The organism is Paraflavitalea sp., from assembly GCF_059502485.1.
In genome coordinates, this window is sequence record NZ_JCACET010000010.1 from 647,288 (window position 1) to 660,910 (window position 13,623).

General features: G+C 44.2%; 10 protein-coding genes. 7 read left to right on the forward strand and 3 right to left on the reverse strand.

Features of this window, described 5'->3' with window-relative positions; genetic code table 11:
• Positions 1-10: 10 nt before the first annotated feature.
• From AC5JBY_RS19900 to AC5JBY_RS19910, 3 genes are all read left to right on the forward strand, one after another.
• On the forward strand, positions 11-664 hold the full coding sequence (locus tag AC5JBY_RS19900; RefSeq protein WP_495906398.1) for a hypothetical protein: 654 nt from the start codon (positions 11-13) through the stop codon (positions 662-664).
• A gap of 86 nt (positions 665-750) precedes the next feature.
• The gene (locus AC5JBY_RS19905; RefSeq protein ID WP_495906399.1) at positions 751-1,347 is read left to right on the forward strand and encodes a class I SAM-dependent methyltransferase; all 597 of its coding nucleotides are present in this window, start codon (positions 751-753) and stop codon (positions 1,345-1,347) included.
• Positions 1,348-1,380: 33 nt separating this feature from the next.
• Positions 1,381-1,650: a hypothetical protein gene (locus tag AC5JBY_RS19910; RefSeq protein ID WP_495906400.1), complete on the forward strand. Its 270-nt coding sequence runs from the start codon at positions 1,381-1,383 to the stop codon at positions 1,648-1,650.
• A gap of 145 nt (positions 1,651-1,795) precedes the next feature.
• On the opposite strand, the gene AC5JBY_RS19915 is transcribed toward AC5JBY_RS19910, so the two are convergent.
• From AC5JBY_RS19915 to AC5JBY_RS19925, 3 genes are all read right to left on the reverse strand, one after another.
• Positions 1,796-2,116 carry a hypothetical protein gene (locus AC5JBY_RS19915; RefSeq protein ID WP_495906401.1) on the reverse strand — a complete coding sequence of 107 codons (321 nt, stop codon included), beginning with the start codon at positions 2,114-2,116 and terminating at the stop codon, positions 1,796-1,798.
• A 139-nt stretch (positions 2,117-2,255) separates the two neighbouring features.
• Positions 2,256-3,437: a DNA polymerase IV gene (gene dinB, locus AC5JBY_RS19920; protein ID WP_495906402.1), complete on the reverse strand. Its 1,182-nt coding sequence runs from the start codon at positions 3,435-3,437 to the stop codon at positions 2,256-2,258.
• A 5-nt stretch (positions 3,438-3,442) separates the two neighbouring features.
• Positions 3,443-6,592, reverse strand: a complete 3,150-nt coding sequence (locus AC5JBY_RS19925; protein WP_495906403.1) for a DNA polymerase III subunit alpha — start codon at positions 6,590-6,592, stop codon at positions 3,443-3,445.
• Positions 6,593-7,165: 573 nt separating this feature from the next.
• On the opposite strand from AC5JBY_RS19925, the gene AC5JBY_RS19930 reads away from it, so the two are divergent.
• The 4 genes from AC5JBY_RS19930 (at position 7,166) to AC5JBY_RS19945 (ending at position 13,622) form a co-directional block, all read left to right on the forward strand.
• Positions 7,166-7,462, forward strand: a complete 297-nt coding sequence (locus AC5JBY_RS19930; protein WP_495906404.1) for a hypothetical protein — start codon at positions 7,166-7,168, stop codon at positions 7,460-7,462.
• Between the two features lie 159 nt (positions 7,463-7,621).
• Positions 7,622-8,392 carry an exodeoxyribonuclease III gene (gene xth, locus AC5JBY_RS19935; RefSeq protein WP_495906405.1) on the forward strand — a complete coding sequence of 257 codons (771 nt, stop codon included), beginning with the start codon at positions 7,622-7,624 and terminating at the stop codon, positions 8,390-8,392.
• A gap of 419 nt (positions 8,393-8,811) precedes the next feature.
• Positions 8,812-10,260, forward strand: a complete 1,449-nt coding sequence (locus AC5JBY_RS19940; protein ID WP_495906406.1) for a hypothetical protein — start codon at positions 8,812-8,814, stop codon at positions 10,258-10,260.
• A gap of 26 nt (positions 10,261-10,286) precedes the next feature.
• Complete coding sequence (locus tag AC5JBY_RS19945; protein ID WP_495906407.1) at positions 10,287-13,622, forward strand: hypothetical protein; 3,336 nt, start codon at positions 10,287-10,289, stop codon at positions 13,620-13,622.
• The last annotated feature ends 1 nt before the right edge of the window (position 13,623 follow it).

Consider the following 13,623-nt stretch of genomic DNA (forward strand, 5'->3'; position numbering starts at 1 on the left):
ATTAAGGATCATGCGTGAAATTTTAACTTTGAGAGAAATTGAGGATTTTGAGAAACTTTTAATAGCTTTTATTTATGATATTCAAATATGTTCGGACAATATTGAACAAATTTTGGATATGCAAAATCAAGGCATAAATCTATTTCCGATTAAAGGATTCCTGGGACATTATGTTTACTTATGTTATTCTCACTGTGCGATAAATGCATTTAAAATATTCCATAAAGATGAGAAAAGAAGCTTTCAGAAGTTAATTAATAAGATCAATAACTTTTCATACGATAATGAATTGACTAATTTTTTAAAAATAAATTCGACCAAAGAGGAGAATGAAAATTTTATTAAAAATAAGAGTGAGTTTAAAGCATTGGCGGTAGAATTAGATAATTTAATTAAAGAAAAATGGGGACTAATAAGTAAATTCATAGAAAGACGGCACGCGTTCTATGCGCATCATGACTCTACGAAAACTGTTGAACCCGAAGCTCTTGAAGATGTAAAAGAACTGCGTGAGTTCTCTAAAAAATGTTTCAATTACTTTTATGCAAAATTTAAGGATGCAACATTCTTATTCGACTTCAATGCTGCATCTATTGCTAACATTCTAGATGATCGAAAACTTGTAGATGATTATTTATCCGGTATTGAAAATCAATTAAAGTAAAGAAATTACTATTCTTTTTGTTGCCCTATTTAAGTTTACAAAAGACATATTGACTTATGTCCCCGTTTGGTTAACTTTCTTGATTAATGAGCCAGAGCAATATATTAAATGAAGTATGTAAAATTATCGAATCAATTGGCGAAACTAAGTGTATTTCAATATTAGATATTGGATGTGGAGCAGCGAATTATTGGAAGTCAGTTTATTTAAAATTCAAAATTAAAAAATGGACCGGTGTTGATATTGAATCTGAACAAAATATATTTTTAGAAAATAATTTCATTGAATTTTTGAAACAACTCAAGGAAAACCAAGACGCTTGCCCAGTCGACTTTGCTTTTTTTGAAAAAACAAAGATTGAAAATTTTGTAAGTTCTACTACTGAAAAGTATGATTTAATTGTTTGTTTTTGCATTTTAAGTTTGTTTACTAAAGAAAAAGCCCGATTTCTGATTTCCGATTTTGATAAAATATTGAATTATCATGGCCTAATCGCTTTTTGTATTCCAAATGAAGATTTTGATTTAAAATCACAGGAAGATTTTGATGATATAACGTATGATCTCTCCATAAACAAATTCAAACTGAATTCGAATGAATTCATGGATTTTATTAAACAATATGCTGTTCTTTATCACAAAAAAATCAGCACATACCATTGGGCAATAATATGTCGCAAATAGATGGTATTTGAACTTTGATCTAATTTTGCGGGCATGGCGTTTCCGATTTCGATAGGGCATGATGGCAAATCATTGCGATTTGTGGTAGAGCAGGTCTTTATTGATAAGCAGGTAGAACGGTATAAGGTGCAGGCCAGGAATGGGCATGTGATTGTTGAATCGAACCGGCCTATGTTGCGCAACAGAGGACTTAAGCGCAAGCCGCCGATCTGGAAGGCGGTGGAGTCGCATAATTTAAGTCCTTATGTTTTGGGAAAGATCTATGAAGCGATCATGAAGGAGGTGGATAAGCCAGGGCAATAAAAAACCACCCTTACAGGTGGCTTTCGATTAGTGAAATTCTTAAAACCCATTTAAGAAAAGTTTTCTCTCCCCAGAAACTTTCAGACGCGGATTTTAATTTTACAGGATAGGCTAATGGAACATGAAGCAATGTTTTATTGATTTTTTATTTTTTTCGCCTGGCAGCCTTGTGCGTTTTAGTGGATGCCTGCGTTGCGTTCTTTATTTTTTGAACATACTGCGTATAAATGATCTTAAATACCAATCCAGGATCAAGGCCAAACATGTCAGCAATCTTATCGATCGTTTCCACCTTTATTATATCCACCCGCTCAACAAATGCTTCCATTCGATCCGGATGCTTTCCTAATTCGTTGGCGAATTTTGTTTTGGGAAAATGAGTTGGGAATATTTCTTCGAATGTTTTTATTGTGCCATTTTCCACAAATAATTTAACGGCAGCATACCTTCCGTCCTGATTCTTCATCGGGTTAAAATTAGGATATGCGTTATTGGTATTGTCTCCCATAGTGTCCATTTTTTATACCCCCAGTGGGTATTTTTTGTACCCTTTAAGGGTATGTTTTATACCCATTTGGGGTACATATTGATTTGTGTCATCATTTTTAAAGTACACTTTCGCACATCCTTATACTTTTCAGGCTGCTTCCGCGCATGAGCATGTCTTCTCCGAATTGCTTTTTGATGCTATCGACCGCCTGGTAGAGCTGGATCATGTGCTGGGTGTCTTCGAACATGTTGATCTGATCATTGCCGGGGACCAAATGAGAGAAGCGTACACCGACGAGGCGCACCAACATGCGGCGCTCGAACAGTTTATTGAACAGTTCTTTTACTACCTTCTGCAGCTTGTGGTCGGCAGCGGTAAAGGCAATGGTCTTTTGCTTCGTGACTGTATCGAAGTTGCTGTACCTGAGCTTTACGGTAACGCACCCGGTCAGCTTGTTCTCTGACCGCAGCTGGAAGGCGATCTGTTCCGTCATCCGGGCCAGCTCGCTGTGCAGGAAATCGATATCGATGGTATCCTGCTGGAAGGTGTTTTCGGTGGATATGGATTTCTGTTCATGGTACGGGATCACCGGCGTTTCATCAATGCCCTGGGCTTTACGCCAAAGTGATAGCCCGTTTTTGCCCAGCAGGTTGCCCAGCATTTCCATGGGTATTTCACTGAGGACTTTGATGGTTTCCACGCCCATCTTCAGGAGCAGGAAAGCTGTTTCCTTGCCGACGCCTGGCATTTTGGCGATGCTGAGTGGCGCCAGGAAGTCTTTTTCCCGGCCTAACGGCACCTGCATTTGTGCATTGGGCTTCCCTTCGTTGGTAGCTACCTTGCTGATGAGTTTATTGCCTGCCAGTGCATAGGATATAGGTAGCCCGCTTTCTTTTGTTACTTTCTTTGTAAGATTGGCCGTAAAGAGCTGACTGCCGAAGTATTTGTCCATACCGGTCAGATCAACATAGAACTCATCAATGGACGCTTTCTCAAAAAGCGGTACCGTATCGGAAATAACATCTGTCACCAGCCGGGAGTATTTACTATACTCTTCCATATCGCCCTGGCGAATGATCACCTGTGGGCAGAGCTGGCGGGCCAGCTTCATGGGCATGGCGGAATGGATACCAAAGCGCCGCGCTTCATAGCTACAGGAGGCCACTACTCCCCGATCGCTGCTGCCACCAATGATCACCGGCTTTCCTTTGAGGCGGTCGTCTTTCAGGCATTCTACCGATACAAAAAAGGTATCGAGGTCGAAATGGGCTATATGTCTTTGATTAGTGAGTATCATATTGATTACAGGTTTGCGTAGGTTCGTTCTTTGTACCCTATTTTTTCCAGGCTGGCTACTTCCACACTGTGGAAGCCAAAATCCTCGACTACCTTTCCACGGATGTGGTAAAAGCCTCTTCCTTTCAGCGGGTATTTGTTGAAGGCCGGGGGGAAGTGCACACTGTCTACCCAATCCATGTTCTCGTCTAAGAAAGCGCCGAAAGACATGTGGTTATCATTGACAGTAGGCACCACTTTATGATCTATGAAATAAAGAATCATGTTTATCTGCTTACCCAGGTATTGGGGAAGTTCGGCGGCTTTAACCCTGCTTATCTTCTGCTCCTGCATCAGGTCGAACGGGTTGCCGAGCCGGAAGTTTAGGCTTTCAAGTTCATCATACATATCATCGATGGGATGATCTTTCAGTTCAGGCAGTTTATACTCTACCGGCTTTTCTGCGACGAAAAGGGAATAAGCTGGTACGAGCGCTTTTCGTCGCTTTTGGAGCAGGTTGGCTTCCCACAGCAAGGACTTCTTGCTTTTGCCGGTAAAGCGAAAGGCGCCTGCGGATATAAGGATATTGAGTTGTTCTGGCTGTATACCTGTCCGTTTTATGAAGTCAGTCATATCCAGGTAAGGGCCGTTTCTTTCACGCTCTTCCGGGATCAGCTGCTGCATTTTTGCTTCAAGACCATAAACATGTACGAAACCCGTGTATACATCTTTACCTTTTATGGTCGTTTTGCAGTGGCTCGTATTGACACAAGGCAAATGTGGTATACCGCCAGCTTTGCACAGCTCCATGAAGTAAAGCTCTGTGCTATAGAAACCACCAAAGTTGTTGATGACACCTACCATAAACTCAATAGGGAAATAGGTTTTGAGGTAGAGGTCTTCGAAACTTTCGACGGCGAAGGAAGCTGAATGCGCTTTACAAAAGCTGTAGCCCGCGAAGGACTCCATCTGCCGCCATACTTCGGTCGTTAGTTCGGGCGTGTATCCTTTTTCGGCGCAGTTGCGGAAGAACTCGTCTTTCAGCAGGGCAAAATGATTTGCCCCGCGGGATTTGCCGCTCATGGCCCGGCGCAGTCTATCGGCCTGGGCAAGCGAAAGGCCACCAAAGTGGTGACCGACTTTCATGACATCTTCCTGGAATACCATTACGCCGAAAGTCTCGCCCAATATCTCTTCCATTACAGGATGCAGGTAGACTGTTTTTTCAGGATTGCGAAAGCGTGTGATGTATTCCCGCATCATGCCACTACTGGCGACGCCCGGACGTATAATGGAACTGGCTACGACCAATGCCGGGAAGGTGTCGCAACGCATTTTGCTCAGCAGCTGCCGCATGGCCGGGCTTTCGATGTAAAAACATCCGATAGTATTTACCTGCTTTAGCTGCTCTCTTACACGCGGATCTTTTTTGAATGCTTCTACATTATCAATATTTACCCGGATTCCCTGGTTCTCATAGATGAGGTTTACTGCTTCCTTGATATGACCCAGGCCACGCTGACTGAGTATATCCAATTTGTCCAACCCAATATCCTCCGCTATGTGCATATCAATTTGCGTAGTAGGAAAACCTTTGGGCGGAAAAAAAGTAGCTGTATATGTATGTATTGGTTCTTCCGCTATCAGCATGCCGCCTGCATGGATGCTGATGTGATTGGGGAAGTTGTGTAAGTATTTGCTATAATAAAGTATTTTCCATGTGATCTCATCTATTACGCCGTACATAAAAGGAGATTGTAATAAAGCTGCTCCTTCCTCTTGTTCCAGCTGGTATTTCAAGCTTAGCCTTTTTATGATGGCCGCATAGTCAACAGCTTCTTTTTTTGCATGGTAGTATGCGACGCCTTTCTGATAATCATCCATGCTGGCCGGCTTTGCGAGGAGTTTCTTTCGCGCATTCCATGCCTGCCGTGAAACGAATGGCATCTTAGCCAATCCTTCTATTTCAGGGGCAGGTAAGCCAAACACCTTCGCTAACTCCCTGACAACAGCACGCGGCTGAAAGGTGACATAGGCACCCATGAGGGCTACATACTTTTCTCCATAGCGCCGGAACACGTATTCAATAACATCATCCCGATCGAGCCAGGAGAAATCAATATCGAAATCAGGCGGAGAAGTGCGTTCGGGATTGAGGAAACGTTCGAAATAAAGATTAAGCTCCAAAGGATCTACTTCTGTTATTTTAAGGCAGTAAGCCACTATACTATTGGCGCCACTCCCCCGCCCTACGTGGTAGAATCCCCGGCTTTTGGCATAACGAATAATATCCCAGGTTATCAGAAAGTAAGCCGTAAAGCCTAACCTGTCTATCACTTCCAACTCATTATTCACGCGCTTTGCAGCCTCATTGTTTTTGCCATATCGTTCCTGTAAGCCGTCGAGCGTCAGCTTGCGCAACAATTGTATATCGTCTTCTTTGCACGTGGTATAGTATTTCCGGTTCTTTGGCGCTTTTATATCCATTTTTATGCTGCAACTGTCGAGCACCTTCAACGTATTGTCGATGATAGCCGGGTGATCAATGAACGTACGGGCTATTTCATCCGGTGACAGCAAGCGTTCATTTGCTCCACAGACGGCATCCGGTGGTAGTTTGGATTCAACTACATTGTGCTCAACTGACCGGAGCAGCTTGTGGACATAATAGTAATCGTTGTTTTGAACCGTGACCGGCTGCCGGATCACCAGTTTGTCGCGGTGCGCAACCGGAATACAGAATATCTTATTTACTTCGACCGGTTGTATCCCGATCAATTCATTTTGCTGTAGCGCATCGGGCAGTTTAGCGCCTAACGGATAGATTATGTATCCATCGTTTGCCTCTTTAAAAAATGAAGTGATCGGCGCAGGCGTTGGAAATGGTTTATTCTCCCGCAGATGAACGGATATAAATGTATTGATCCATTCAAAGCCTCTGCTGTTAGCGGCCAGCAAGATGTATAACAGTGTATCTCCATTGCGTATCTCTGCGCCCAGGATAGGTTTTATATTGGCTTCCGTACATGCTTTATAGAATGGCCAGGCATCGGCTGTGCTGTTGATATTGGTGAGCGCGAGTGCCGACACTTTCTTTTCTGCAGCTTCCTTCACTAATCCTTCTGCACTATAAGTGCCGTACTTAAGACTGAAATATGTTTTGCAGTTGAGGTACATGTGCGTAGTTCGTGTTATCTCTTTCAGTCCGGGCAATACGGTGCCTGTAGCCGTTTAAGGATGGCTACCAGCCCTTTATTTTGCCGAAATGTTGATTGATTATTTGACAACACAAACCTACTAATATTTTTAGCATATGCGTCGGGACCGCTACGTGCAGTAATGAGGCAAGGCTACAACTATGTTACTATGCTATTTTCTATTAGCAGTCTTGAAATGATAAAATGTAGTATGAATGAATGCTTTATAACTTTTCTTCATTATGTTTCATCATTATAATAGTACAGTTTATCACTTTCCACGTTACGCCCTATCGCTCCAATAATTATGTATTATCCTTTTACAGTAATGACCCGTAATTATAATTATTATGGAAAGCAATACCCGTAATACACTATGTACTTCTATAGTGACGATCTAAAGTATTAAAGTGACAGCCTGACCTCTAAAAAGTACAGTGTGTCTATTCAGAATGACAGACTGTATTATTAAAGTGACGCACTGACTCCTAAATAGGACGGTCTGTCACCCTAAACCGATGAAACAATACTTTACTTTGCTCTACTTATGCCTATGGATGAAAATTATAAAGAGTTAAAGTTTTTGATCGAGTCCGGGGAGATTACAGAGTTCAGCCAGATCTTTAAACATTTTAAAAAGAAGATCGTAGCGGCTGATCTTAAAACCAGTACCAGACATCTGTCAAGGATACAAAGAATGCCCAACCTAATTAATTTCGATGAAGTATTTGCCTTCAGCAGAGAATTCGATGTGGATATGGATTTAATGTACAAGATCATCAAGCAACAATTTCTTGCTCAAAAAAGTGCTGACCTGGAAAAAAATAAAGCAGTCATTCAACATATTTAAACGTTTTGCTCCATTAGACCTTTCCTTCTTATTAAAATCCTGAAAGACCATTGATTGGGGAGTACAATCAAAAGCCATCCACGAGGATGGTTTTTTGTTTGGTGATTGCTTAGACAGCAGGTCTTAAGGAAGGTGCAATTTTTGATGTAAGATTGGGTGATGAAGATAGCTACTTACAATATCAATGGTATTAATGGGCGACTGCCTTTGTTGCTGCAATGGCTTAAGGAAGCAAAACCCGATGTGGTATGCCTGCAGGAGCTTAAGGCGCCTGATAACCGATTTCCTTTAACAGCTATTCAGGAGGCAGGCTACCAGGCGCTGTGGCATGGTCAAAAGGGCTGGAACGGCGTGGCCATCCTTTCGCGTAAGCTGCCGATACAGGAACTACGGCGTGCACTTCCCGGTGACAAGCATGATGATCATAGCCGGTATCTTGAGGCGATCGTAGGTAAGATGGTGATTGCCTGTATATACCTTCCGAATGGCAATCCTTATCCTGGTGTAAAGTTTGACTATAAACTAAAATGGTTCCGGCGATTGGCTACTCATGCCAGGACATTGCTGGCGCATGAAGTGCCCGTGATGCTGGTGGGCGACTTTAACGTGATGCCTACGGAACTGGATGTATATAAGCCTGAGAAGTATTTTGACAATGCTTTATTTCGTAAGGAAGTGCGGGCAGCCTATCAGCGGTTGCTGGGACAGGGCTGGACTGATGCCTTACGCCATTTGCATCCTGATAAACGGATCTATACTTTTTGGGATTACCTGCGCCATGCCTGGGAACGGGATGCCGGTTTGCGGCTGGATCATTTTTTATTGAATGATCAACTGGCCGGGCGCCTGCAACGAGGTGGTGTAGACAAGCATGTGCGCGGATGGCCGAAGGCCAGTGATCATGCGCCTGCTTGGATAATGATCAAATAAGTTGCACTGATTGAATCATAAATAGGAACATCATTTTGACTTTAATCAGAAACGTTATGTCTGGTCGCAATTTTAATCTGCTATGCCTGACTGTTATCATAAAACTATCGTAACGTTGTATTGCGATTATTCTTCTTTATAAATCCCGCAATGATTTAGTACTTCAACTCCGTACGTTTTGATTATCACTTTTGATTGCCTAATGTACTGGTACAAGTTTATTTTGGTACCTCTTGTACAACTTTGTAGTATTGCCAAATGCTGCTATTGCAGTTTTGCATACCAACTTTTTTGTACCTGCCAGCACGTTAGTGCGCTTCAAAAGAAAAGCATTATTACTGTATCCAACTGATTAGTAGCAGCGATAGCCGCTGTATCACCCCTATTATTATCTTTTTCACTTTTTAAGCCTGTTGCTTATGCGACACTCCTATGCCATTATCGTCTGCATAATGGTGCTGCCTGCTGCTGCCTTTGCTCAGCAGCCCTGCACTGATTGTGTGATCTCACTACCGGATCAACTATTCGGACAGATCCATAAGACTTCGGTTGCCATGCAACTGCAACTGGAACGGCAGCGTGCCCGGTATATCAATAAAATAGTGCGGGGAGAGCAACAGCTCAAACGCCGCCTGATGAAGAAAGATTCAGCCGCTGCCAGGCGCCTGTTTAGCGAAGCATCTTTGCACATGTGGCCAATAGACTCAATAGTGAATGATGTGCAGGGGAATACACCTTATATACCTTACCTGGACACACTGCGTAGCAGCCTGCAATTTCTCCAACAATATCCTGCGTTATTCTCCAATGCTCCCGCAACGGCCTCGCAAGCAGCAGCAGGCATTGCACATTTACAAGCGTTGGAAGATCGATTGCAAAGGGCCGATGCGATCCATCAACTGCTTCGTGAACGAGAGCAGTACTTACGGGATCAACTTCAGGGTTTTGGATTTACCAAAGCACTCAACAGGCTCAACAGGCAAGTATATTATTATCGTCAACAGGTCAATGAATATAAAGATCTGCTGAAGCACCCAGGAAACATTGAACGAAAGGCCATCAACCTGTTAAGCAAGTCGACCGTTTTTCAGGCGTTTATGCGCCGCCATAGCCAGCTCGCTGGGTTATTCCGGCTGCCCGGTAATGATGAACATGCGTTTTCCGGCGTTGGTTACGCCAGTTTACAAACACGTGAGCAAGTGAAAGGTATCCTACAACAGCAACTTGCCGCCAGTGGCCCTAATGCGCAACAACAGTTTCGGCAACAATTGCAAACGGCACAAGCGGAACTGGGCAAGCTGCAGGATAAACTGCTTCGCTCCTCTTCCACCGGAGGGGGCCAGGCGGATGATATGCCCAGCTTTGCGCCCAACCATCAAAAGACAAAAAGCTTCAAACAGCGACTGGAGCTGGGTACCAACCTGCAATCGCAAAAGGCTTCCCACTATTTCCCCGTAACAACAGATATCGGTTTTTCTCTTGGCTATAAACTCAATGACCAATCTATAGCAGGCGTTGGCGCTTCTTATAAAATTGGCCTCGGTCAAGGATGGAATGATATAAAGATCACTCATCAAGGGGCCGGCATCAGGAGTTTTATCGACTGGAAGATAAAAAATAGTTTTTGGTGCAGCGGCGGCTTTGAAATGAACTACCGGGCTGTGCTGAACAACCGAAACACAAGTACCCATACCGTGTGGCAACAAAGTGGCCTCGTTGGTGTCAGCAAAAAATACCAGGCTGGTAAAAAGTTTACCGGAAAAGCTCAATTGTTATGGGATTTTCTCAGCTACCAACAAATACCCCGTTCACAGCCTATTGTATTCAGGGTAGGTTATGATCTACCAACTGTTTTTAGAAAGCCTTAATCGTAAACCGTATAAAACTGTTTATTATGCGCCTGTTCGCTATTTCGGTCCTGCTTGTGCTGTGTATGCCTTCTGTGGGGCAGGAACCTTATACCGGAACGCTTCCCAAGCTGGCCCCGGTGACTCCCAATTCAGCTGCTTTGTTTAAAGTAATGGAGCGGCCCGTAGGCAGCTTCACCGGAACCACTCCTATCAATATTCCTTTGTATGCGCTGGGTTCGGGAAATATTACCGTGCCGGTAGGTTTAAGTTATCATAACGGAGGCATACGGGTTGAAGAAATAGCCAGCAGTGTTGGGCTTGGCTGGAATTTATCGGCGGGCGGGCGTATTACGCGTGTGATGAATGGAATAGCTGATGATCGCCGTATAGGCGGCGACTCCGGCTATATTCATATGACCATCAAGCCGTCGCAATTTCCGGCTCCCGACTGGCCTTCGAGTGCTTTGGCGGGCGTACAAAATGTGAATCAGATTTTGCGGGGCCGGAAGGATGCTGAGCCTGATATGTTTTTTTTCAATTGCGGCAGCGTAAGTGGTAAGTTTTACTTCGATGAGCAAAACAATATCAGGCTGGTGGAACAAGCTCCTATAAAAATTGAAGCTATATGGGGGAGTGACATCAGTGAGGGGTATCATATCATTGGCTGGGTATTGCGCACGCAAAACGGAGAACGCTATTACTTTGGGGTAGATCAAAGCCTTGGAAGCACTGCTGTAGATTATTCTACTGTGAGCTATAGCAACGATCATGCGACTCCTCCTCCTTCTTCTTTCTATACGCTTACCTGGCACCTGGTGGAAATAACGGATATGAATGGCTTATCTGCAGTGCGGCTTACTTATGACCAATCGTATACTGAGTTTTCAACTTTATCGTCTGGTGGTAAAGCTTTAAGTACCTGGAATAATTTTGATTGCCAGCCTGCGGAAATTTACTCGGATATTCAAATGGCCACTGTTGAAGCGAATGAAAAGTACCTGAAAAAAATAGAAACGGGCATCGACTCGCTTATTTTCTACTCATCGGGAAGGTGGGATTACCTGGGTGGTGTGAAGCTGGATTCCATCCGGCGTTATGCCCGTAATGGAAAGGGACTGATCAACCGGCTTCATCTTAATTACAGTTATTTTGGCAGCGGCTCTCCTACTGCTTATTACTGGCGATTGAAACTAAAAAATGTCAGTGAGTTTGGCAGTAGTGGCAACGATAGTACTTCCTTCCGATTCGACTACATCGAGGATGTCAATTTACCTTCCCGATTCTCCAGGGGTATCGATTATTGGGGGTATTACAATGGCCAGGATTACAACTGGATCCTTTTTCCCAATGGCACTTACCGTAATATGTTTAGCCTCGATCCGGGCAATGATACGCTTTTTGTAAGTGATATGGCCGACCGGCGGGCCAATGCTTACTACGCGCAGGCCAATACGCTTAAGAAGATCAACTGGCCTACCGGCGGATACCGTGAATTTGTTTATGAAAGTCATTCCGTATTGCTGGATGCTCAAACACAGGTGCTTCCTGATGCTTCTTTCTATGGTCTTCAAACATTCGATGCCAGCGAATTTAATACTACCGATCCCTGGGAGCCGCAATGCAGGCAGGACTTTGCTGTCAATAGCACCAGTGGCGGGGCTGCTTTCAACTTTGGGCTCGACTGGAATTATATCTATGGCTCTTTCACGGTAAAACTGATCAGGATGTCGGGCGGTTATCCTTCTTATACCGTCTTTACTTTTTACGATGATGTAGGTGGCCAGTTTGACCTGGTGAATGGCAACTACCGTATTGAAATCGAGTATGACCCTATCGATGTGGAGTTCACCTCTTTTTATGCGTGGTGGGAGGAGCAGTCTTTCGACTGGACATCGACCGTATCACGCTATGGTCATTCTTTTTACGGTAGCAACAATCCTGCCGGTGGCATCCGTGTAAAAGAGGTAAGGGATTATGACCCGCTGACAGCTACAACCAGTATTACGCACTATAAATACCAGCTTTTTGATGATCCCACGCTTACGAGTGGGTTGCTCATTAGTCCCGTGATCGTGTCGCACGCGGGTATTTGTAATTATGAAATACGGGCCTGCCAGGTCCAAAAGCTCAGTACGGGCAGTCATTACCCGCTGTCTACCGAAGCCAGCTCTTTTGTAGCTTATCCTGAAGTGCGCACTTACGAGACGGATAACGGATACAATGACCGGGAATATAGTTTTGACTTCGACGGGGTTACTACGGCTGTTTCTACCAGTGATTTTCCGACAGTGCCCTGGCCTGACAAGGGATGGAAGCGGAATAAACTATTGCTTGAAAAACAATACAATAACGGTGGGCAGCTTTTGCACAAAACATCTGCGCTTGGTTTTGGGTTTCACAATGCAGAATGGACGCCTACTGATCCCTGGGCCGATGCCGTTCACCTGATGGCGCATTCTCAACAGGGGTTTAAATCTATCGGCTACTGGAAGACTTATTATTGCGACGCTACGGCTTATCCTGAACTGCCTCCCTGTGGCGTATGCTGGGGTGAGGTGCTTTTCGAGTCACATTTTCCTGCCATCAAGGCGGCCAAAGAAACTGTTTATTCAACTAACGGCGGCAACAATGAAACGCTCACTGAAAACAGCTATTATACCAGCGCCGGCCGGCCATTGCTTAAAAAGCAATCGATACACTTGAACAGTTTTACCAAAAGAGAAACACATTATGTGTATGCATTTAATGCGGCGGGTGATTTTAAGCTGGGATTAAACGCTGCACAATTGCTGATGAAGGATTCTTTGCTGGCGCTGAATTACCTGTTGCCGCTGGAGGTAAGGACTTATATTAAGCGTGGGAATGACTCGGTATTCACCAGCGGCCAGAAAAGGATCTTCGGCTCGTATAATGGGAATAAAAAATATCCTTCCGAGGTCAGGTATTTTACTACTCCGGCCGATTCATCCAGTCTCTATTTCTCCCGCTACGATAGCTATGGCAACATTACTGAACAATACAACAACAATGGCGTGTATGAAGTGGTGCTGTGGGGATACAATGGCGCGTATGTGGTGGCCAGGGTAACCGGCAGCAGTTATGCAACTGTATCGGGGCTGGTCAATAATGCTGTGTTGCAAAACCCATCGACCGATGCCGCGCTGCGTACAGAACTCAATAACCTACGTACCGCATTAACCAGCAGCCAGGCACAGGTAACTACCTACACTTATGCTCCTGGCAAAGGAGTTACTTCCATTACCGATCCATCGGGCAAAATTATCTTCTATGAATATGATGCTATGGGCCGGCTGGTCCGTTTGCGGGACCAGGATGGGAACATCATCAAGAAGTATGATTATAAGGTTCATAACCCCTAAA

Bases quoted from the DNA above. Each gene is read 5' to 3' on its own strand.
- AC5JBY_RS19925 (WP_495906403.1), bottom strand. From the start codon at position 6,592: ATGTACCTCAACTGCAAAACATATTTCAGTCTTAAGTACGGCACTTAT.
- dinB (WP_495906402.1), bottom strand. From the start codon at position 3,437: ATGATACTCACTAATCAAAGACATATAGCCCATTTCGACCTCGATACC.
- AC5JBY_RS19905 (WP_495906399.1), top strand. From the start codon at position 751: ATGAGCCAGAGCAATATATTAAATGAAGTATGTAAAATTATCGAATCA.
- AC5JBY_RS19910 (WP_495906400.1), top strand. From the start codon at position 1,381: ATGGCGTTTCCGATTTCGATAGGGCATGATGGCAAATCATTGCGATTT.
- AC5JBY_RS19930 (WP_495906404.1), top strand. From the start codon at position 7,166: ATGGATGAAAATTATAAAGAGTTAAAGTTTTTGATCGAGTCCGGGGAG.
- AC5JBY_RS19945 (WP_495906407.1), top strand. From the start codon at position 10,287: ATGCGCCTGTTCGCTATTTCGGTCCTGCTTGTGCTGTGTATGCCTTCT.
- xth (WP_495906405.1), top strand. From the start codon at position 7,622: ATGAAGATAGCTACTTACAATATCAATGGTATTAATGGGCGACTGCCT.
- AC5JBY_RS19940 (WP_495906406.1), top strand. From the start codon at position 8,812: ATGCGACACTCCTATGCCATTATCGTCTGCATAATGGTGCTGCCTGCT.
- AC5JBY_RS19900 (WP_495906398.1), top strand. From the start codon at position 11: ATGCGTGAAATTTTAACTTTGAGAGAAATTGAGGATTTTGAGAAACTT.
- AC5JBY_RS19915 (WP_495906401.1), bottom strand. From the start codon at position 2,116: ATGAAGAATCAGGACGGAAGGTATGCTGCCGTTAAATTATTTGTGGAA.